The organism is Mesorhizobium mediterraneum (assembly GCF_002284565.1).
GTDB classification, from domain to species: domain Bacteria; phylum Pseudomonadota; class Alphaproteobacteria; order Rhizobiales; family Rhizobiaceae; genus Mesorhizobium; species Mesorhizobium mediterraneum.
Genome location: NZ_NPKI01000011.1, coordinates 171,075 through 191,487 on the forward strand (window position 1 = coordinate 171,075; position 20,413 = coordinate 191,487).

General features: G+C 61.2%; 19 protein-coding genes. 6 read left to right on the top strand and 13 right to left on the bottom strand.

The genetic code is table 11. The annotated features are described in order from the left end of the window. Nucleotides 1–12: 12 nt before the first annotated feature. The 6 genes from CIT25_RS05945 to CIT25_RS05975 all read right to left on the bottom strand — a co-directional run bounded on the left by CIT25_RS05945 (nucleotide 13) and on the right by CIT25_RS05975 (nucleotide 7,343). Complete coding sequence (locus CIT25_RS05945) at nucleotides 13–1,209, bottom strand: glycosyltransferase family protein (RefSeq protein WP_095483627.1); 1,197 nt, start codon at nucleotides 1,207–1,209, stop codon at nucleotides 13–15. Next, a complete protein-coding gene (locus tag CIT25_RS05950; RefSeq protein WP_095483628.1) occupies nucleotides 1,206–2,450 on the bottom strand; it encodes a glycosyltransferase in 1,245 nt (414 codons plus the stop codon). Before CIT25_RS05950 ends, CIT25_RS05945 begins: the two co-directional genes overlap by 4 nt. 1 nt (nucleotide 2,451) lies before the next feature. Beyond that, nucleotides 2,452–3,666 (bottom strand): glycosyltransferase family protein, encoded by a 1,215-nt coding sequence (locus CIT25_RS05955; RefSeq protein WP_095483629.1) that lies wholly within the window; start codon nucleotides 3,664–3,666, stop codon nucleotides 2,452–2,454. Between the two features lie 1,204 nt (nucleotides 3,667–4,870). Further along, the gene (locus CIT25_RS05965) at nucleotides 4,871–5,323 is read right to left on the bottom strand and encodes a DUF2147 domain-containing protein (protein WP_095483631.1); all 453 of its coding nucleotides are present in this window, start codon (nucleotides 5,321–5,323) and stop codon (nucleotides 4,871–4,873) included. A gap of 75 nt (nucleotides 5,324–5,398) precedes the next feature. Beyond that, entirely contained in the window at nucleotides 5,399–6,493 is a 1,095-nt protein-coding gene (locus CIT25_RS05970; protein ID WP_095483632.1) for an alkene reductase, read from the bottom strand. Between the two features lie 61 nt (nucleotides 6,494–6,554). Further along, nucleotides 6,555–7,343, bottom strand: a complete 789-nt coding sequence (locus CIT25_RS05975; protein WP_095483990.1) for an SDR family NAD(P)-dependent oxidoreductase — start codon at nucleotides 7,341–7,343, stop codon at nucleotides 6,555–6,557. Between the two features lie 111 nt (nucleotides 7,344–7,454). On the opposite strand from CIT25_RS05975, the gene CIT25_RS05980 reads away from it, so the two are divergent. Then, nucleotides 7,455–8,021: a TetR/AcrR family transcriptional regulator gene (locus CIT25_RS05980; RefSeq protein ID WP_095483633.1), complete on the top strand. Its 567-nt coding sequence runs from the start codon at nucleotides 7,455–7,457 to the stop codon at nucleotides 8,019–8,021. Here the strand turns inward: CIT25_RS05980 and CIT25_RS05985 are convergent. Both CIT25_RS05985 and CIT25_RS05990 read right to left on the bottom strand, forming a co-directional pair. Continuing rightward, nucleotides 7,984–8,736 carry a dehydroquinate synthase/iron-containing alcohol dehydrogenase family protein gene (locus CIT25_RS05985; protein WP_095483634.1) on the bottom strand — a complete coding sequence of 251 codons (753 nt, stop codon included), beginning with the start codon at nucleotides 8,734–8,736 and terminating at the stop codon, nucleotides 7,984–7,986. The genes CIT25_RS05980 and CIT25_RS05985 overlap by 38 nt on opposite strands. Before the next feature lie 80 nt (nucleotides 8,737–8,816). Beyond that, on the bottom strand, nucleotides 8,817–10,058 hold the full coding sequence (locus tag CIT25_RS05990) for an ROK family transcriptional regulator (RefSeq protein WP_095483635.1): 1,242 nt from the start codon (nucleotides 10,056–10,058) through the stop codon (nucleotides 8,817–8,819). Between the two features lie 223 nt (nucleotides 10,059–10,281). On the opposite strand from CIT25_RS05990, the gene CIT25_RS05995 reads away from it, so the two are divergent. The 5 genes from CIT25_RS05995 (at nucleotide 10,282) to CIT25_RS06015 (ending at nucleotide 15,236) form a co-directional block, all read left to right on the top strand. Next, on the top strand, nucleotides 10,282–10,488 hold the full coding sequence (locus CIT25_RS05995; protein WP_095483636.1) for a hypothetical protein: 207 nt from the start codon (nucleotides 10,282–10,284) through the stop codon (nucleotides 10,486–10,488). After that, entirely contained in the window at nucleotides 10,485–12,080 is a 1,596-nt protein-coding gene (locus CIT25_RS06000) for an FGGY-family carbohydrate kinase (RefSeq protein WP_095483637.1), read from the top strand. Before CIT25_RS05995 ends, CIT25_RS06000 begins: the two co-directional genes overlap by 4 nt. 198 nt (nucleotides 12,081–12,278) lie before the next feature. Continuing rightward, nucleotides 12,279–13,295: a substrate-binding domain-containing protein gene (locus tag CIT25_RS06005; RefSeq protein WP_245329772.1), complete on the top strand. Its 1,017-nt coding sequence runs from the start codon at nucleotides 12,279–12,281 to the stop codon at nucleotides 13,293–13,295. A 133-nt stretch (nucleotides 13,296–13,428) separates the two neighbouring features. Next, nucleotides 13,429–14,415, top strand: coding sequence for an ABC transporter permease (locus CIT25_RS06010; RefSeq protein ID WP_095483639.1), 987 nt, complete (start codon nucleotides 13,429–13,431; stop codon nucleotides 14,413–14,415). Continuing rightward, nucleotides 14,415–15,236: an ATP-binding cassette domain-containing protein gene (locus CIT25_RS06015; protein ID WP_095483640.1), complete on the top strand. Its 822-nt coding sequence runs from the start codon at nucleotides 14,415–14,417 to the stop codon at nucleotides 15,234–15,236. Before CIT25_RS06010 ends, CIT25_RS06015 begins: the two co-directional genes overlap by 1 nt. Before the next feature lie 17 nt (nucleotides 15,237–15,253). On the opposite strand, the gene CIT25_RS06020 is transcribed toward CIT25_RS06015, so the two are convergent. From CIT25_RS06020 to CIT25_RS06040, 5 genes are all read right to left on the bottom strand, one after another. Further along, entirely contained in the window at nucleotides 15,254–15,982 is a 729-nt protein-coding gene (locus CIT25_RS06020; RefSeq protein ID WP_095483641.1) for an SDR family oxidoreductase, read from the bottom strand. Nucleotides 15,983–16,035: 53 nt separating this feature from the next. Continuing rightward, nucleotides 16,036–17,166 (bottom strand): ABC transporter ATP-binding protein, encoded by a 1,131-nt coding sequence (locus CIT25_RS06025; RefSeq protein ID WP_095483642.1) that lies wholly within the window; start codon nucleotides 17,164–17,166, stop codon nucleotides 16,036–16,038. Between the two features lie 4 nt (nucleotides 17,167–17,170). Beyond that, entirely contained in the window at nucleotides 17,171–18,004 is an 834-nt protein-coding gene (locus tag CIT25_RS06030) for a carbohydrate ABC transporter permease (RefSeq protein WP_095483643.1), read from the bottom strand. Beyond that, entirely contained in the window at nucleotides 18,004–18,942 is a 939-nt protein-coding gene (locus CIT25_RS06035; protein WP_095483991.1) for a carbohydrate ABC transporter permease, read from the bottom strand. The genes CIT25_RS06030 and CIT25_RS06035 overlap by 1 nt, the downstream gene beginning before the upstream one ends. A 61-nt stretch (nucleotides 18,943–19,003) precedes the next feature. Beyond that, nucleotides 19,004–20,287, bottom strand: coding sequence for an ABC transporter substrate-binding protein (locus CIT25_RS06040; RefSeq protein ID WP_095483644.1), 1,284 nt, complete (start codon nucleotides 20,285–20,287; stop codon nucleotides 19,004–19,006). Between the last annotated feature and the right edge of the window lie 126 nt (nucleotides 20,288–20,413).

Here is a 20,413-nt window from a genome sequence, read left to right on the forward strand (position 1 = left end):
GCCAGACGCGCGTTAGAATCCATCGTCTGTTTGATCATATACTTTTCCGAAACCGGGCCTCACTTTTAGGGACCAGGTTCGATACCGCTCACGCAGGATTTGCGCCGAGTGACGCGCGCCTTCCAGATCGAGACGATGCGCGGATGGCGTCGGTCCCACAAGCGCCTGTTCGATCGCTTGCGCCAAACCTTCAGGCGTCAGGTCATTTTCCATCAGCACCGTTGCAAGACCGAGTTCTTCGAGCATCAGGGCGCGAACCGTCTGTTCGGTTTCCCCGCCGGCTGCAAATGGAACGAGCAGGGAGCGACAACCCGCGCGCAGGACATCGCAGACCGTGTTGTAACCCGCCTGCGAGGCTGACAGGCGGGCGCCGGTCAGCAGGCTGGCGAAATCCTCGCGGAACCGGAAGATGGACAGGCCCGGCGTGGCATCGTGTGCGATCGCGTCAAACTCGTCTTTCGGCAGGTTTGGGCCGGTGATCAAACACCATTTCCAACCGTTGTTAGCATTCCGCGCCGCTGCGATGGTGGAGCTGACAAGGCTCTTTCCGGCAGCCCCGCCGCCAACCGACACCAGAACGTCGAAGCGCTCGGAGGTCGCGGGCGCTGGCGGCGCGGCAACGAGCCCTGTGTAGGTGACCTCGGTCCTGATCGCCCCAGCCAGTGGAAATGTCTTGTCGATGGTTGCGAAAGCCGGATCGCCGTGGACCATGACAAGGTCGAAATGCCTGTTGATGAGATCGACCGTTTCCTCGTTTCGGCCCGGCTTGACGCGCTCCTGAAGGATATCACGGACGGACGTCGCCAGCAGCGGTCTGGGCGATGTCGCGTCGATGGCCTCGATCAGCGGCAAGAGTTCGAAACGCATCTGCCGGCGTCCAAATGGAAACGCCTCGACAATGACAATATCAGGCCTGCAATCCCGGAATGCCTGCAGCAGCAGCTCCGAACGCCATTTCTTGAAATCATCATCGATGGGTTTGCCCTGCAGGTCGACGAGTCCGGAAAATCCTTCATCACCGGAGGTGACAGGTGGCAGGGTTACAGATTTTACACCCCGTCCCGGAAACCCCGCGATCGGCGCCCCGCCGGTCACGACGGTTACGTCAAACCCGTCATCGACCAGAGCCGCCGCAATGCGGCTGGCGCGCGCGAGATGGCCGATGCCGAGCAGGTGCTGGACATAGAAGAAAGCGCGCAGCCGCTTCATTCGGCGGCCCGCCACTCCCGCTCGAACAGTTCCTTGAGCTGTCCAATGCTTGCCATATGATCGAAATTGCCGCGCACGCGCCGCTCCGCGGCCTCGCCGAGGCGGGCGCGCAGCACGGGATCACGGATCAGGCGCTCCAGCGCCTGTGCCAGGGCAATTGGGTTTTCCGTCGGAACCAGCAGCCCGGTTTCATCCGGCGATAAGAGCTCCGGCACGCCGGAAATATCGGTCGACACGCAGGCAAGCCTCTGGCTGGCCGCCTCCACCAGAACATTCGGCAGACCGTCCCGGTCGCCATTTGCGGTGATCCTGCAGGCCAGGGCGAAGATGTCGGCGCCTCGGTAGTGCTCAAGCACCTCCTCCTGCGCAAGCGCGCCTTTCCAAGAGACGCGACCATCCAGTCCGAGCTTTTGCGCCAGCGCCTTGAGCCGTTCCAGTTCCTCGCCACCGCCGATATGCTCGAAACGCCACGCCAAATCACCAGGCAAGAGGGCGAGGGCCTCCAGCAACGTATCGTAACCTTTCTTTTCAACGGCGCGCCCGACACTCAAAACGATAACCGGTTCGTCCGGCGCCGAGCCATCATGCTGTTTTCGCGCCTCGCCGAAACTGCCGAAGCGATCAAGGTCGAGCCCATGATAGCTCAGATGCACAGAGGAGCTGCCGTTAGCGAGTTTTTTCAGACGGTCGAAGCCGGTTTTCGTGCAAGTGACTGTCCAGCGCGCCGAGGAAAGCTTGCCGGCCAGATCCCAGTCCGCCGAAGTCCAGATGTCCTTGGCATGGGCCGAGCAGCTCCAGGGCAGTCCACGAAGCTGGCTGGCATAGCGCGTCACCGATGCCGGCGTATGCGCGAAATGTGCATGCAGCCAGCCCGCGCCTTCCGGCCATTCGGCCGCCAGCACGAGCGCTTGCCCGAAGCGGCGCGCGCGATTGCGCGTAAAGTCGCGGGGGATATCGCTAGCCAGCGATCCGAGCGCGCGCCAGAAGCCCGGCCACAGCATACAGGCAAACAGCGAGCGAACCACGCGCAGCGGCTCTTCATGCAGATATTCCGGCAGATAGTGGACGAGCGCTTTGATCTCGTCATGCACGGGGTGGCGTTTTGAGTCGGTCGGCCGCCTGAGCGCGACGAGTATCAGGTCGAACCCCGCACGCTCCAGACCGAGCAGTTCCTGCGCGATGAAGGTTTCCGACAGCCGTGGATAGCCCTTCAGAACCACGACGATCTTGCGATGTTGCAACTCAGTTCATGCCTTCAATGACCGAAAGGTGATGGCCGGCCCGCCGGTCGAGCAGTTCCGCGACGATTTCGGAAATATGAGGCAGCCCTTCCAGCGTCAGATGCGGATTGCTCTGCGATGGGCGGGGCCGCTCCGGCAGCACCTTCAGTGCATTGGCAAACCGCTGGGAATCCTCGGCTTCTTCCGGCAAAAGCATCTCGATGAGGCCGAGTTCGGCTGCGCGCCGTGCGCGGATCAGTTGTTCCTCGCGGGGCGTGACGCGCGGCACGATCAGCGCCGGCTTGTCGAAAGATAGTATCTCGCAATAGGTGTTGTAACCGCCCATCGCCACTACCGCCTTGGCGCCGGCAATCAGGTCTTCCATGCGGTTGTCGAACTCGATCATCTTGATGTAGGGGATCTTGCACCCCTTCTTGAGCAGCTTGTTGCGCTTGCGCGCCGGCATGTAAGGCCCAAGCACGATCAGCGCCCTATGCTGCAATTGCGGATCCTGGTGATAGGCATCGATGACGTCGTGGATCAGGTCGGCGCCGTCACCGCCGCCACCGGTGGTAACGAGGATATAGTCGCCCTCGGGCCGGTGGCCGGGCAACTCGTTCCGCTGCAGGCTCCGTTGCAGGAACCCGACGAACCTCATCTTTGCCCTGATAGCCGGCGGCACATCCAAGCCAGTCAACGGATCGTAGAAATCCGGCGGACCATAGGCCCAGACCTTGTCGTAGAACAGGCCTATCTTGCGCATCACATCTTTGCGTGCCCACTCCGCTTCGAGCAGATGCGGCGCGTCCATCACCTCGCGCAGGCCAAGCACGAGCGTGGTGCCCCGCGTCTTGAGGTAGGACAGAGTGTCCTCAATCTCACCGCGCAGGCCGAGCGGTTCCTTGTCGACGATGAAGATATCCGGCCGGAAGGTCTCGGCGGTGTGGCGGATGATCGACTGGCGCATCCTTAGCGTCTCATGCAGATCGATATCCTTTTCCAGCGAGGTGTATTCGCCGTTGCGCAACTTGATGACGCTGGGGATCTTCACGAAGTCGACACGGGCGCGGTAGTCGAAGGCGCCAGCGATAGTCGCACCCGAAATGATAAGCACCTGAAGTCCGCGGAAATCCTCGACCAGCGAATGCGCGATTGTCCGGCAGCGCTGCAAGTGGCCGAGCCCGAACGTGTCGTGGCTGTACATGAGAATTCGAGCGTTTTGTACGTGATGGGTCATTGCTGAACGTCTTCTAGAATTCTCGCCTTGAGGACCGTAGGCGACCCCGCTTCGAAACCATCCTCGCGGGTCATCCACCGACCTGTTTGAAACATGAGGCCGCAATTTTCAATTTGTACTACCCAGGAGGTCCAAGGATGCCGCTCTTTTTGATCGTGTCTTCAAGCTGATCGTCGTCCGCTATACGACGTTCGACAATGTCGTCCAAGCTCATTAATCACCTCAAAGTTCGGGCTATTCAAGCCGCCGCGTGACAGCGCCTCGCGGCCGAAAGTGGCGCAAGCTATCACCAACTCGAAGGTATTCTGTGGAATGCCTGTTGGATAGGCTTTCTGATTGCCTGAGCCCGAAACTAGATGGAATGGCGAATATCGCCTCGGCAGGAGCGGGCCTAGATTCCGTATTATTGTCTTGGGGATGGATCGAAGGGAAACCCGGTGTCCCAAAGTTCGGCAGAAGCCATCCCTCTTGATTCCAATAAGCCCCGGTCTCTCCGAACTCCATTGGTTTCGGAGCGGTGAAGACGAATTCCGCTATCCTGCCAATATACCTAATTGCTTGATCGGCATACGAAACGACAAGGTCGCCGGGCGTCGCACGGCGCATATTGTTGTAGAACTCACTTCGCGCGCCATTGCTCTCGGTCTTGGGGGACCAAAGGTGCTGCCCATCAATCTCTTGAAGGGCGGTCTGATTATGAATCACCCACCAGAACTGAGCCATCTATCGCCCAGGCTAGCCGGAAATTCGGCAGGAATCGAGTGGATGCCAGCGCTCACAGCCGCCTGTAGTAGGATGTATGCAACACCGGTTGCTTGTCGATCGCGACGGCTTCGGCTAATGCCTTAGCTGGGGCGGTGACGGTACTTTTCGAGACGGCTTGGGCGCGGCGTCGAACGCTGCAAGGTGCAAAAAAATCGGCCGATTGGCCCCGATAGTTGGCGAAATCTCAAAATATCTTTTTGTGGCGATTTTCCCTTTAAAATCAAGAGCGTAATTTTTTGTCAATGAGTTATATGCTGTTTGAACAATCGAGTGGGAATGAGGGAGCGCGAATCTGGAATCCAGAAGATTGAGCTGGCCGCGTCGATCTCGATCAGTACATCGTCAGTCCGCAATGCTGGCTCCGGCATCTCGCTAAGCCGTTTTTCCTTTCTAAGAAGTTTTCTCTGGATAGAGCAGTTTTCGCGTCGATCTCGGCCGCTTATTCCTGGCGCTGCCAAATCTGCGAACGACCCAGCAATGACACGCCTATGTAGCCGCGCACGTTTAGCTTCTTGCCGCCATCGGTCACGTAGATCTTGCTGCTATAGGTTTTGCCATTATCCGGATCGAGGATTTGGCCGCCGGTAAATCCGGCGCCATCCTTTTTCAGGCCGGACAGGATCACCAAGCCGAAGACGGGCGCATTCTTGAGCGCGCCTTCGCACTTCGTACAGGTCGGGCTTTCGTTCGGGGCTAGGAAGACTTTCTCGATCTTGCCCTGCAAGCTCCCATTCGCTTCCGTGATGCGGATCAGCGCCCTTGGTTTGCCGCTGACGTCGTCGACGTTCCTCCACAAACCGACTGGCGAGGCATTGTCCGCCCTCGCTGCCGAGGACGCGAGCGCGGCGACCACGGTGAGCGCGATAACGGCAGATTGTTTCAGAATACGCATTGCGATGTTCTCCGAGAGGATAAGGTGCTGCCGTCGAGTTGGGATGGCTGCCGCGCAGGCGCGGCCCCGATGGGCTCATGGGTGGCTTGAGGCGGCGATCGCGGGATAGTCGGTATAGCCGGCGGAGCCGCCGCCATAGAGCGTCGCCGGGTTGAACTCCGCCAGCGGCGCGCGCGTCCTCAGCCGTTCCACAAGGTCAGGATTGGCGATGAATGGGCGCCCGAAGGCGAACAGGTCCGCCTTGCCGTCGGCAAGCTGCGACGCAGCGAGGTCGAGGTCATAGCCGTTGTTGGCGATATAGGTGTTGTTGAAGCGCCGGCGGAGCGATCCGAAGTCGAACGGCGCGACATCGCGCGGTCCGCCCGTGGCGCCCTCGACGACATGGACGTAGACGATGCCCAAGGCGTCGAGTTGATCGACGATATAGTCGAACTGCGCCTGGGGGGCGCCGCTCGAGACGCCGTTGGCGGGCGAGATGGGCGAAATCCGGATGCCGGTACGCTCAGCGCCGATCTCCTCGACCACCGCAGCCGTAACGTCCAGCATCAGCCGGGCGCGGTTCTCGACCGATCCGCCATAAGCATCCGTGCGGACATTGGCGCCGTCCTTGGCGAATTGGTCCAGCAGATAGCCGTTGGCGCCGTGAATCTCGACGCCATCGAAGCCGGCCTCAATGGCGTTCGCGGCTGCTTGCCGGAAATCGTTGACGATCCCCGCAAGCTCGTCGAGCGCCAGCGCTCGGGGCTCCGAAACCTCGACGAAGCCGTTGTTCACGAACGTCTTGGTCGCGGCCCGGATCGCCGAGGGCGCGACGGGCGCGGCGCCATGCTCCTGAAGGTCGACGTGCGAGACGCGGCCGACATGCCAGAGCTGCAGGAAGATCCGGCCACCCTTGGTGTGCACGGCGTTGGTGACCTTGCGCCAGCCGTCGATCTGCGCCTGGGAGTAGATGCCGGGCGTGTCCTGGTAGCCCTGTCCCTGCTGCGAGATCTGCGTAGCCTCGGAAATCAGCAGGCCGGCCGACGCGCGCTGGCCGTAATACTCCGCGGCGAGATCGCCTGGAACGAAGCCTGGGCCAGCACGATTGCGCGTCAGGGGCGCCATGACGATCCGATTTGAGAGGGTCAGCGAGCCGAGAGTATAGGGCTCAAACAGTGTTTTGCTCGTCATAGGTCACCTTTGTTTGTCCCCGCCGCGGCGGGGTCGTTTATCGAAGTGGCTGCGTTGGTGCTCAGGCGACCGTGCGGTACCGCTCGGCGGGATGTTCGTTCCGATAGTTCGGAAGCATGGCCTGGCGCGCGGCCTGAAGCGCGTCCCACTGCCCGGCATCGGGAAGCGGCGGGATGGTCACCGGTTCGCGGCGGTCGAAGCCGACCAGCGCCGCATCAACCAGATCGCCCACCTCCATCACGTTGGAAAGCGTGTTGATGTCGGCGCCGACGTGGTCCCAGATCTCCGTTCGCGTCGTGGCGGGAAGCACGGCCTGGACGTAGACACCCTTCGGCGCGAGCTCGAGGCTGAGCCCCTGCGACAGAAACAGCACGAAGGCTTTGGTTGCGCCGTAGACTGTCATGCCGAACTCCGGCGCCAGGCCGACCACGGAGCCGATGTTGACGATCGCTCCTTCGCCGGCCTTCGCAAGACGCGGGGCCATGGCGCTGGCAAGTCGCAAAAGTGCGGTCGTGTTGAGCGCAACGAGCCGCGCGACGTCGTCGGTACCCTGCTCGATGAAGCTTCCGCCGATGGCCGTTCCGGCATTGTTGACGAGGATCCCGATGCGGGCGTCATCGCGCAGCCTCGTCTCCACCGTTGCAAGCTCGGCAGGCTGCGTAAGATCAGCCTGGATGATGTCGATCGCCACGCCATTTTCCTGACGCAGACGGGTCCCCAGAGCCTCCATTCGTGCCATGTCACGGGCAACCAGCACGAGGTCGTGCCCGCGGCGCGCGAAGCGCTCGGCATAGGCGGCTCCGATGCCGGTGGAGGCGCCGGTAATGAGGACTGACGGGATGGTGGTCATGGCATTGCTCTTTTCTCTGATGGAACCTATATTCATGACGATCATCATGATTGAAGTTAAATATGATAGCCATCATGTAAATGTCAACAGGGGTCCGGCGGAGAATTTGAAATGAAGGTCAGTCGAGAACAGATGGCGGAGAACCGTCGCCGAATTCTGGATGTCGCGAGCCGGCTGTTTCGCGACAAGGGGTTCGATGCAGTCAGCGTGGCGGAGGTGATGAAAGCCGCCGGGCTCACCCATGGCGGCTTCTATGGCCATTTCAGTTCGAAGGACGACCTGATCGCGCAGACCCTTGCCCATGTCCTCGCCCTGGACGCAGGTGGAGAGGGCGATCTTCGCGCATATGTCGATGCCTATCTTTCGCCCCGTCATCGCGATAATGCCGCCGGTGGTTGCCCAACGGCGGGCCTTGTTGCGGCCATCCGCCATCAGACCCCGGCTACACGCTCGGCCATGACCGAAGGCCTTCGCTCGCAGATCGACCGTATCGGCAAGGCGCTCCCGGAGTTTGATGCGGCAGACAGACGCCGCGTGGCGATCGGAAGCTGGGCGGCGATGGTAGGAGCAGTGATTATCGCTCGGGCGATCGACGATCCCACGCTTTCGGATGAGGTGCTGGAACAGACACGTGCCTGGATCAATGCCGGGCTTGGTCAACAGTTTGCCTCTGCATGAAGCCGGGAGCCCTTAGTGTCGCCGCCACGGCCTGGCAGGCATAGCGAGCGACACGGACCTCACGAATGGGGCCTTCCATCCGCACTCCAAAAGACAGCGCTGGTTCTACGCGCCGCAGCCGGCAAGGCCGGCACCGACGCGCCGAGCAGGCCCACAGGTCGATCAGAGCGCGCTTAGATAGATCGACAGAATGTCCTGGCTCCCGAGCGGCCGGGGGTTGTTGTCGATCAGGCGCTTTATGGCAAAGGCCTCCTCGGCCCAAATCGGCAAATCTTGCCCCTGTCGCGCCATGGCGCGACAGACGCATTTCGATGCCGAGCGCCTGGCAATAGTCCATGGCGCTCGTCAGAATGTCGTTGGCACGCGCACCAGCGCCGAGGCCCAGCATAGAGGCGACGCCAGCAGTCTTGTCTGGGCAGGCAGACGCGTTGAAGGCCAGCACGTGCGGGAAGATGATGGCGTTGGCCAGCCCATGGGGAAGCTTGAGCCGCGTGCCCAGAGGATAGGCCAAAGCATGGCCACCGGCGGTATTGACCGGCCCAAGCACACCCCACCGTAGTAAGAGGTCAGCATCATCCCGGCCCGCGCTTCGGTATCCGCCCCGTCGGCGACGGCGCGCCAGGTAGCGGCCCACCAGGTCGATGCCGAGGCGGGCATAGCCGTCGATCAGCGGATGAGCCTTGATATTGGTGTAGGTGCTGTCGTCATGCGGCAAGAAATGTGGGCGAGATGACTGTGCGCCAAGGAGTTCAGAAGGATCTTGTCGCGATGATCATGGGTGTCACTGAAACAGCGTCATCCAGAAATCATGCTGCTTTGTGAAAGTGGATTGGCGCGGTCGATGGAAAGTCGATCGATGAGTTCCTCCACTTTCCCGAGGCTGAAGATATCCTCAAGCGCCAAATAAGCAGCGCCAAAAAGCGCACTGTCCTTCTGCGGATTGGCAAGTACGATCTGCAACTCGCGCGTGGCAAGTGGAAGGCATCGCTGGTAGACAAGCTCGCGGATACCCGACAGCAGAAACTCTCCACCCTTGGCGAGTGTGCCGCCCACCACGATCAGGCTTGGGTTGAGAATACTGACGACATCGGAGGCGACTTCCCCGATCACCCGCCCAGCGCTGCGCAGCAGCATCAGGGCTTCCGGCTTCTGCATTTCAACAAGCGATATGACATCACGGGCGTTCTCCGCCTGGAAGCCTTTGCTCGAGAGGTCCCGGGCAATCGCCCAGCCACCGGCGCGGGCTTCGACACAACCGAGCTTGCCACAGCGGCACAAAGGCGCGTTCTCGGAATTGAACTGGATATGGCCGATGTCGCCGGCCGCGCCCTGAGCGCCACGAAAGATCCTGCCGCCTGCGATAATGCCGCTGCCGATACCCGTTCCCGCTTTGATGAAGAACATGTCATCCACATGCGGGAAATTCTGGCGATGCTCGTGGATCGCCATCAGGTTAACGTCATTTTCGACATAGATTGGCACATCGAAGCGACGGCGCAGCCAGCCTATGATGTCGAATTCATCCCACCCGTGAAGGACCGAAGGACCGACGACGCGACCGCGTTTGAAATCGACCGGCGTGGGCATGCTGAGGCTGACCCCAAAAAGGGAGCCGTGGCTGGTTCGGGCCTTCGCTGCCAGGACGTCGAACCCATCGGCAATCTGCTCAAGGGAAGCCGCCGGTCCGTCCGACGCGTTGAACGGTATTGTACTTTGCGAGACAATCGCGGGTTCGAGGTCCATGGCGGCGAGATGGATGTAGGCTTCGCCAATATTGGCGACGAGAAAGAAACCCGCCCGTTCATTGATCCCAAGCACGCGCGTCGGCCTCCCGCCACTCGGCATGGTGCGCGCCGTCTCGCGGATCAGGCCCGAGTCAATCAGCGCATTCAGGCGCTGGGTGACAGTCACTCGCGACAATCCCGACGCGTCGAGCAACGCCGACCGAGACGTGGCAGCACCGGTAGCAATAAGCGAGAGAATTTCACCGCTGTTCGCAAGGGCGGGATGCTCCGCCGTACCATTTGTCCTGGCCATTCCGGTCTTCCCTGTTTGCCCGAGATTTAGCCACAAACCCAAGGGAGATAAAGGCTTGTCCGCAAGAAAGCCTTGTATATTTTGAATAAAAATATACAATACTACGTTGACTTATAGACATATCTATGGCTAAGAGGGCGCCTTCTGGGAGAACCAACGAACTTGCGTGGCTGACCCGCGCTGTTCCGACGTTTCTACGTCACTCGATCAAACGGGCCCTCACATGTTGTCAGCGCAGAAGGACTTCGCCCACCCAGATCTCCTGGCGAACGCCATTCGCGCGCTGTCAGTGGATGCAGTCGAGAACGCCACCAATCCCGTCTGGCCTGACCGTGATCGCGTCGTGCTCAGCAATGGCCACGGCTCGATGCTGCTCCAGGCAGTCGAGAAGGCGGTTTACAGGCCACTCGAGAAACAGCAGGCGAGATGACCGCAACCTACGTCATCGGACTGGACTACGGCACCGGGTCAGCCCGCGGCGTTCTGCTTGACGCCGCAACCGGCGAGCAGATCGGCAGCCACACGCATGCCTATCGCCATGACGTCATGACGCAAAGCCTTCTTGACGGCACGCCCTTGCAGCGGTCATGGGCGTTGCAGAACGCCGCCGACTATCTCGATGCGGCGGAAGAAATTCTAGGTGTGTTGGGGCGCGGACGGGTCATCGAGTCGATCGGGCTGGGCTTCTCGGCAAGCTCCCCGATGCCGACCACCACCGACGGCACAGCCCTCTCCGAACTTCATCCCGGCGAGCCCCATGCCTATGTAAAACTGTGGAAGCATCGCGCCGCGCAGCCCTATGCGGACGCGATCAACCGTGTCGGCGGATCCTTCCTGCGCAATTTCGGCGGCAAGCTTTCCGGGGAATGGCTGCTTCCAAAGGCCGCCCAGATCGCGGGCGAAGCACCGCACATATGGGGCGCGGCCGGCCGGTTTATCGAGTCCGGCGATTGGCTTGTCTGGCAGCTGACCGGCCGCGAAGTGCGAAGTCTGGGATTTGCAGCGTACAAGGCCCAGTATTCCGAGACCGAAGGCTATCCGCAGGGCATCGTGCCCGGCCTGTCCGAAAAGCTCTCGGTGCCGCACCGTATTGGCACGCCGGCTGGAAGCCTGTCTGAGGCATGGCGGGCGCGCACCGGAGTCGGCGGTCGCGCGATCGTCGCGGTGGCGGTCATTGATTCACACGTCGTGCTGCCCGCGGTTGGGGCCGTGTCGTCCGGCTGTCTCGTCGGTGCGCTCGGGACTTCGGCTGTCTATCTCTTGTTGAACGAACAGTTCCGTCCTTTGCCGCCCGGCATTGAAGGCGTGGCCAAGGATGGATCGGTTCGTGATCTCTGGTGCTACGAGGCCGGGCAGGCCGGGTTCGGCGACACGCTCGCCTGGTTCGTGAAGGCCTTTCCGCGTGGTGCCGACGAAGCAGAAAGTTTCCGTGTCTACAATCGCGAGGCGGCCGGGCTCGAACCCGGCGCTAACCATCTCGTAGCGCTCGACTGGTGGAACGGCAACCGCGTGCCGCTCGCGGATTCAGACCTCAGCGGCATGCTTGTCGGCCTCACCACCGAGACCACGGGCGTCGGCATCTACCGCGCACTGATCGAGTCACTGTGTTTTGGCGCTCGCACGGTGGTCGACCTCTTCGAGGCCGGCGATTTTGCTATCAACCGCGTGATCCTGACGAGCGGGCTGGCTCAGAACAATCCATTGCTGGTGCAGATCATGGCCGACGTGCTGGGGCGTGTCGTAGAGGTTCCAAGCATTGCCCATGCAACGGCCGTCGGCGCGGCGGTCCATGGTGCGGTCGCGGCCGAACTGGTGAACGGTTTCGCCGAGGGCACGGCCCGGTTCGGCGCGCGCACCTTCACGCCCTATCGGCCCCGTCGCGAAAGCGCGGCCGCCTACCGGTCTCTCTACAAGAATTATCGGCAGCTCAGCGACAGCCAGGCCGTGCGCAAGGCCATGCACGATCTGAACAGGGCGGCGTCTCTCGACCGGCCGGCGGAAGAAACGAAATCGGTGGCCTGAAAGGACGATTGCCACCCCGTCGATTTCTGTTGCGGAATCGCATCCTCGTCATGCAGAGCGCGCCCGAGGCGCGGCTAACACCTACAATAATGTATAAAAACATACATAATCATGGATATAATGTTTGACGGTATGCAAAACGTATGCGTTACTCAGTGGGCCTTTGGGAGAAGGGTTCAACAACTCGGGAGGAGTTTCATGTCCACTTTGCCTATGTCGACCGGCACCAAATCCGGAACCGTCGTGAGATCAACCGTTGCGGGCCTTGTGTTCTTCGGGACTGCCTTTGCAGTGACCGCCCATGCCTCGGCCGAGGAAGTCATTGTTGGCCTCGTCACCAAGACGGAGGTCAACCCGTTCTTTGTAAAAATGCGTCAGGCTGCCGAAGAGGCGGCCAAGGCCAAGGGCGTCAAGTTGATCGCCCGCGCCGGCAAGTTCGACGGCGACAATGAAGGCCAGGTCACTGCGATCGAGGATCTGATCAGCGCGGGCGCCAAAGGCATATTGGTGACGCCGAACAATTCGACCGGCATGCTGGGTGTCATCAAGAAGGCGCGCGATGCAGGGGTCCTCGTGATCGCGCTCGATACCGCGACCGAGCCGGCCGATGCCGTCGACGCGACGTTTGCCACGGACAATTTCGAGGCCGGCGTGGAGCAGGGCGCCTATGCCCGCAAGGCGCTCGGCGACAAGAAGCCGGTGCTTGCCATGCTCGATGGAACGCCTGGCGGCACGGTCGATACGTTTCGGCACAATGGATATCTGAAGGGCTTCGGGCTCGCCGAAGGTGATCCGGCTATTGCCGGCTCGGCCATTACCAACGGTGCGCAGGACAAGGGCCAGGTCGGCATGGAAAACCTGCTCTCGAAGAATGGCGAGATCAATGCCGTCTACACCATCAACGAGCCAGCCGCCGCCGGCGCCTACGCGGCGTTGAAATCCTTCGGCAAAGAGGCCGATGTCATGCTGACCTCGATCGACGGCGGCTGTGCCGGCGTTCGCGACGTCAAAGCCGGCAAGATCGCCGCGACCGTCATGCAGTTCCCCTACAAGATGGCGGCCATGGGTGTCGATGCGGTCGTGGACTATGCGACCAACGGCAAGAAGCCGAGTGGGTTCGTCAATACGGGGTCGTTCCTGATCACCGACAAGCCGGTTGAAGGGATTGACTCCAAAAATACCGAATGGGGCCTCAAGAACTGCTGGGGCGACTGATTTCTGAATCCTCCCGGCGGGACCATGCTGGACAGGCCGTCGACAAGGCGGTGTATCTGTATCGGCATGGTCCCGTTCGTTTCCGGCCCAACCCTTGAGGTCGGGAAACGTGGCGACCGTTCCAGAGGGCACTATGAATTCGGCATCAGCACTCTCTTTCGGCAGGATGTCCAAGATTGCCGCGAGGTTCGTCGGCACGCCATCGGTTGGTCCACTGCTTGTACTGCTCGCTTTCGGCCTGATCTTTTCCCTGACCAATCCGCGTTTTCTCGCCACACAAAACCTGTCGATCATTCTCCAGCAGACGGTGATCATCGGTACCTTGGCCATTGGCCAAACCTTGATCATCCTGACGGCCGGCATCGACCTCGCAGTGGGGGCGATATGCGTATTGGGCACCATCCTTGCCGGAAAACTGGCCAACAGCGGCTATGATCCGATTGCGGCCATGGGCTTGGCCGTTCTCGCCTGCTCGGCGGCCGGTGTCGCGGCTGGAAGCCTGATCAGCGGTCTGCGCCTGCCGCCCTTCATCGTGACGCTCGGTATATTGGGCATCATCACCGCCGCGCTCAGGCTGATTTCGGCGGGCGGGGCATTTCCGGTCACCGACGAATTTCTCGGCTGGACGGGAAACACCGTCCGCCTGAACGGCTTCATCGTCACCTACGGCGTCATCATCATGCTCCTCCTCTATGGAATGGTCTGGTTCCTTCTCAACCAGACCCAATGGGGGCGACATGTCTACGCGGTCGGCAACAATCCGGAAGCCGCCAGGCTTGTCGGCATACCGGTCGGCCGACTTCTCCTCTCGGTCTACGTCCTTGCGGCGTTCATTTATGGGATCGCGGCCTGGCTGGCGCTCGGCCGGATCCCCAACGCCGACCCCAATGCCTTGCAGACCGCCAATCTCGATTCCATCACCGCCGTCGTCATCGGCGGCACCAGCCTGTTCGGTGGCCGGGGCGGATTGATCGGCACACTGATAGGCGCGCTGATCGTCGGCGTCCTGCGCAACGGGCTGACGCTCGCCGGCATTGATCCGCTCTGGCAGGATCTGGTCACAGGCATTCTCGTGATCGTGGCGGTCGCGCTAGATCAATTGACCAGAGGGAGGCGGTGATGACGCCTGTCGAGCCGAGAGAGCCGGTGGCGACCGCTCCAGTTGGCGTCGTCCTCGAAGCGCGCAACGTGATCAAACGCTACGGGCACATCACCGCTCTCGACGGTGTCGATTTCGAACTGCGCTCCGGCGAAATCCTGGCGGTCGTCGGCGACAACGGCGCTGGAAAGAGCTCGCTGATCAAGGCGCTGACCGGAGCGATCGTCCCTGACAACGGCGACATCCTGCTGGACGGCCAACCCGTCCACTTCAAGGGTCCGCTGGACGCACGCAAGCTGGGCATCGAGACGGTCTACCAGGATCTCGCCGTTGCGGCCGCGCTCGATATCGCCAGCAATCTGTTTCTGGGTCGGGAACGCCGCCGCCCCGGATTCCTCGGCAATGTCCTGCGCATGCTCGACAAGAAGGGCATGCGAGCAGAGGCAGAACGCAGCATGGCGGAACTGAAATTCCGCCTGCCGTCGATCGGCAGCGCCGTGGAAGCGCTGTCAGGCGGTCAGCGTCAGGGCGTCGCTGTTGCCAGAGCGGCACTATTCGCCAAGAAACTTGCGATCATGGATGAGCCCACAGCAGCACTCGGCGTGCGGGAAACTGGCCAGGTTCTCGACCTGATCCAGGCAATCCGGCAGCGTGGACTGCCGGTAGTCCTGATCAGCCACAACATGCCGAACGTCTTCGAAATCGCCGACCGCATCCACATCATGCGGCTCGGCAAACGTGCGGCCGTGGTCAGTCCGAAAACCCACACCATGGCCGATGTCGTCGCCATCATGACCGGCGCGGCGAAGTTCGAAGAACCGGCAGCATCAGCTTCTCGGTAGGACCGCCGTCATAGGCCTCATCGGCAGGTATAGCCGCCATCGATGGGTAGCGACACGCCGGTGATCATCGAGGCCGTATCGCTGAGCAGGAACACGATCGGGCCGGCGATTTCGTCCTCTGTTGCCCACCGGCCGAGCGGCATCTGCTTCAGGAACGGTTCGGCGACATGCGGCTGGCTCCAGTGGCCGGATGAGATTGGTGTCATGACGACCGTTGGATTAACGCTATTGACCCGAATTCCGTATTTGCCCAACTCCAAGGCCGAACAGCGCGTGATGTTTTCGAGCGCCGCCTTCGAAGAGCCGTAGGAAATGTGCCCCTCGAGCGCGACGAGCGCTGCCTGGCTGGAGACGTTGACGATCGCGCCGCCCTTGCCGATGCGCACCATTTGCTGCGTTGCATATTTGGTGACCAACAACGCGCCACGCGCATTGATGGTGATGGCCTTGTCGAAAATCGCGATGTCGGTGTCCATGGGCGTTGCGATCTCGCCGCCGAAGCCGCCGCAATTGACCACTCCCCAGAGTTCGAGGCCTTCCAGGGCAGTTCGGATATCGTCTTCCGAGGCAAGGTCGAAGGTCACAGTGCGGCAGCCCGTCTCCTTTGCGATCGCAACGAGCGCTTCGCGGGAGCGTCCGGCCGCGATGACGTTGGCGTTTGCACGCACCAGGTGCCGCACGGTGGCGCCACCGATACCGCCGCTGCCCCCCGTCACCAGAATCTTTCTTCCCTGAAAATCCGTCATGATTTCCTCCTAGCCCCTGTTTGAAGTCTTGCGCTGGTGTCGCGGCAGCCCGATCAGTTGACACGCTCCTTGAGCAGGACGCGTTCCGCATGCGCGGCGGCTGCATTGGAAATTCTGTCTCCGGCCTCGTTGAAAAGGTGGCAGACGTCAGCCGGCAGCGTGATTGCGATGCGTTCGCCCGCCCGCACGATCCGGCCTCGGCTGTCACGAATGATCAGGCTTTCCTCGCGTTCATTGGCATGTATGAATGTGTCGCTGCCAAGCAGTTCGACCATGGAAGCCTGCACGACATGGGCATCGGCCTGTCCGTGGCCCGCAAGCACGACATGTTCCGGCCGAATGCCCAGCGTAACGCGATCGCCGGGCTCGACATGCCGCTCGACCGGAATGTCTAGTACCGGTCCCCAGGAAAGAGCCACGGTCACGACCATCTCGCGAATGGCAGCAACCTTGCCGTTCAGGAAATTCATCGCCGGCGAACCAATGAATCCGGCAACGAACAAATTGGCTGGCCGATGGTAAAGCTCGAGCGGTGTGCCGACCTGTTCGATGCGCCCGCCATTCATCACCACGATGCGGTCGGCAAGCGTCATGGCTTCCACCTGATCGTGCGTGACGTAGACCATGGTGGATGCCAGTTCAGCCTTCAGCCGCGCGATCTCCACCCGCATGCCGACACGCAATGCCGCGTCGAGATTGGAAAGTGGCTCATCGAGCAAGAAGAGTTTCGGCTTGCGTGTCATGGCGCGGCCGATCGCGACACGCTGGCGCTGTCCGCCGGAAAGCTCTCGTGGCTTGCGCTTGAGATAGGAACCGAGCCGCAGTTTCTCGGCAGCACGCCTTACGCGTTCAACGATTTCGGCGGCGGGCGTCCGTGCGATCTTCAGGCCGAAACCGATGTTGCGGCCGACATCCATGTGCGGATAGAGCGCGTAGGACTGGAACACCATGGCCACGCCTCTTGCCGGTGGCTCGGCACCGCTCATATCCGCGCCATCGATCAGGATACGGCCGGAGCTGATCGGCTCCAGCCCGGCGATGATCCGAAGCAGTGTGGACTTGCCGCAGCCCGACGGTCCCACCAGGACGCAGAACTCACCGTCCTCGATTGTCAGCGACAGTTCCGGAATGACGGTCGTATTGCCGAAGGCCTTGGTGACTTTGTCGATCGAAAGCGTTGCCATGGGTCTAGCCTTTGACCGCACCGGCGAGCAGGCCCCGCACGAAGGCGCGCTGCACCAGCACATAAAGGAGGATGAGGGGAAGTGCGATGAGCGTCAGGATTGCGAAGAGGGCGCCGGGATTGGCCATATAGAGGCCGGAGTACTGCATGGGCACGATGGTGAGCGTCTTCATCTCGCTCTTAGTGAGAACGATGAGGGCGAGGAAGAACTCGTTCCACGTCACGATGAACTGCCAGATCGTGACGAAGACCAGGGCCGGCCGCACCAGCGGCAAGGCCACGTGCCAATAGGTTTGCCAGGCGTTGCAGCCATCTACCCGCGCCGCCTCGAAGAGTTCACGCGGGGCATCTTCCATGAAGGACTTGAGGATGACCATGGCAAACGGCACGCCGAGCGCCGCGTAGGGCAGGATGAGTCCGATATAGGTGTTCACCCAGCCGAAATTCTGAAGGAGGATGGCGAGCGGCAGGACCATGGAGGCGAGCGGAACCATCAAGGTCGTGAGCAGCGTGGTGTAGAGGAAGATCGAGCCCTTCAGCCTCAGGATTGCGCAGGCGAAGGCGAACAGCGAGGAGACCGCGACCACGATCACCACTGTCGCAACCGTGATGATCAGGCTGTTCAGAAAAATGGCCCCCAGCGGATTGTCGCGAATGACGGTGACGAAGTTGTCGAAGGTCACCGGCCAGGTGAAGAGCTCTGCGTCGAAGGCCTGAGCCGGGGTGCGCAGCCCGATCGACAGCATGTAGATCTGGGGCACCATCCAGAAGCCGAGCACGATGAAGAGGACGGCATGGATGAGCATGCCGCGGATTCGGAGGCGGGTGAGGGGCATCATCACGGATGCTGCCTTGCCGCGGGCGTCAGGCGGGCGCCCAGCGCTGCGATCTGGATCAGCGAGAGGGTGAGCGCGATGACCAGCACGATGACGGAGAGCGCGGCCCCGCTGCCTGTGTCGCCCAGCACGAAGCTCTGCTTGAAGATGAATGTGCCGAAGACCTCGCTGGCCCGGTTCGGTCCGCCGCCGGTCATCAGGTGCACGATGGGGAAGGTCTGCAATGTGCCGATAACGCCCAGGAGCAGCAGGGATTTCGTTGCAGGGGCAAGCATCGGCACGATCACATGCACGGCAAGCCGCCAGCCCTTCGCTCCGTCTATGCGGGCGGCATCGAGCACTTCGCTCGGCAGGTTGGCGATGCCGGCGATGTACATGAGCATCGAGAAGCCGGTCCATTGCCAGATGTTGACGATGATCAGCGCATAGATCGCCGTCTCCGGGTCGCCGATCGGTGACGTCGCCATGACGATGCCGACGCGCTTCAAATACTCCTGGGCAATGCCATAGTAGGGCGCGTAAATTTGCACCCAAACCAGGCTGATGACCGAAACCGAGGTCACCACGGGCAGGAAGAACATGGTGCGAAAGAAGCCGCGAAGGGCGTGGGTATGGCGCTCGATGAAATAGGCGAGCAGCCCGCCAATCAGCATCTGCACCGGTATGGTGATGACGCCCCACAGAAACATGTTGCGCACCACGGTCCAGAAGGTCGGATCGCCGAGAACCGTCCTGTAGTTGGCAAGTCCGGCAAAGACCGCTCCGGCGCTTGTGCCGACATAGAGGCTCTGCCCGGCGACCCAGAGAATCGGATAGGCGATGAAGACGACAAACAGAAGCGTCGCCGGAAGCACGAAAAGATAGAGCCGCGAAGCTCTGGATGCCGATCGCCGCCCGACCTTCGCGATGGTGGATCCGGCTCGCATAGCTTCTGTGCTCATGATGCTTGCCATTTCAGAATGAAGCGACCGGGCGCGTCTGCGCCCGGTCGTTCGTCCCAGGTTACTTTGCAGCAAGTGCCTTCTCGGTCGCCGCCTGCACGGTGGCGAGCGCTGCTTCCGGCTCGATGCTGCCAGCCGCGACGCCGGCAAGCGCATTGTCGAGCGCCTCGGCGACTGCCGGCGAGGCAAAGCGCTGGTTTTCCGCCTTGGGCAGGTCTGCCATGAAGCGGGCCGACATCTCCTTCACGTGATCGGTAATGTCGCCCTTCGGCGAATAGCCCTCGAACGCCGGGAGGTCGTTGAGGTCATTCAACGCCTCCTGAAGGCCAACGCCGTTGGTGAGTTCGGCAAGAAAAGTCCAGGCTTCGGGGTTCTTGCCACCATTCTTGGTCAGGCCGTAGCCGATGTCGATGCCGCCGACGGGCGGGCTCGCTGGATTGCCGTCCTTGACAGGAGGCAGATAAAAAAAGTCGAAGCCGTCCATGTTCTGGACAAACTCGGACAGTGGGGGAGGGAACTTGCTTTCCTGCATCCACCAGGAGCCGAGCGCCATCATGCCGACCCTGCCCTGTGCAAAGAGCTGAGCGCCCGTCGGATAGGCATGCGCCCCAAGCGCTCCCTGTTGGAAGATGCCGTCGTCGAAAAGGCCTTTCCAGGCCTTCATCGCCTCGACGAGTTCCGGTGCTGTCCAGGGCGTTTCGCCCGCCTGGGCCTTGTCGACGATGCCCGGCGAGAACTGGTTGGCGAGCATGAGGAAAACGTTCTCGTTCTGCCAGCCGTCGGCCGCGCCCTGGAACATCGGAATATAGCCGTTGTCGGTCAGCGCCTTGGCCGCAGCTTTCAACTCGTCATAGGTCTTTGGTGCCGAAAGATTGAGCTTTTCGAAGACCTTGCGGTTGTACCAGATGCACAGAACCTGGGATTCCTGGGGGATGATGTAATAATTTTCGTCGCCCTTCGGATTGCCCATCAGCATCTGCTTGCGGTTGACCGGGAAGATCTTTTCCGCCCACTTGTCGCCCCACTGCTTGGCGGCGCGCTCGTTCACCGCTTCAAGATTTTCGCGATATTGTTGGGTGAGCGATCCCGGCTGCAGGCCGATCACGTCAGGCAGGCTCCCGGACGCCGCCGCCGCCTTCAGGGCCGTGATGTATTCAGGCGAATAGTTGTAGTAGGTATATTTCACCTTGACGTCCGGATGTGCCTTCTCGAAGGCGGCGATGGACTTGTTCATCGTGCTCTGCACGAACCATGACCAGACGGTCACCTCTTTCTGCTCGGCATTCGCCGAAGCAGAAAGAGCGGCGGCGAGGATCGTCGTCGCAAGAAACAGCATCTTCCTCATAGTATTCCTCCCTTTTTCTACCACGTAGTGAGCGTCGCGAGCCTCCTACTCGCGGGCGCAATGACCCATTGGAGGGTCGCTTTCCTAACCGACAGCGTTTTGCATGCGCCGCTCACCAGTTCCGGC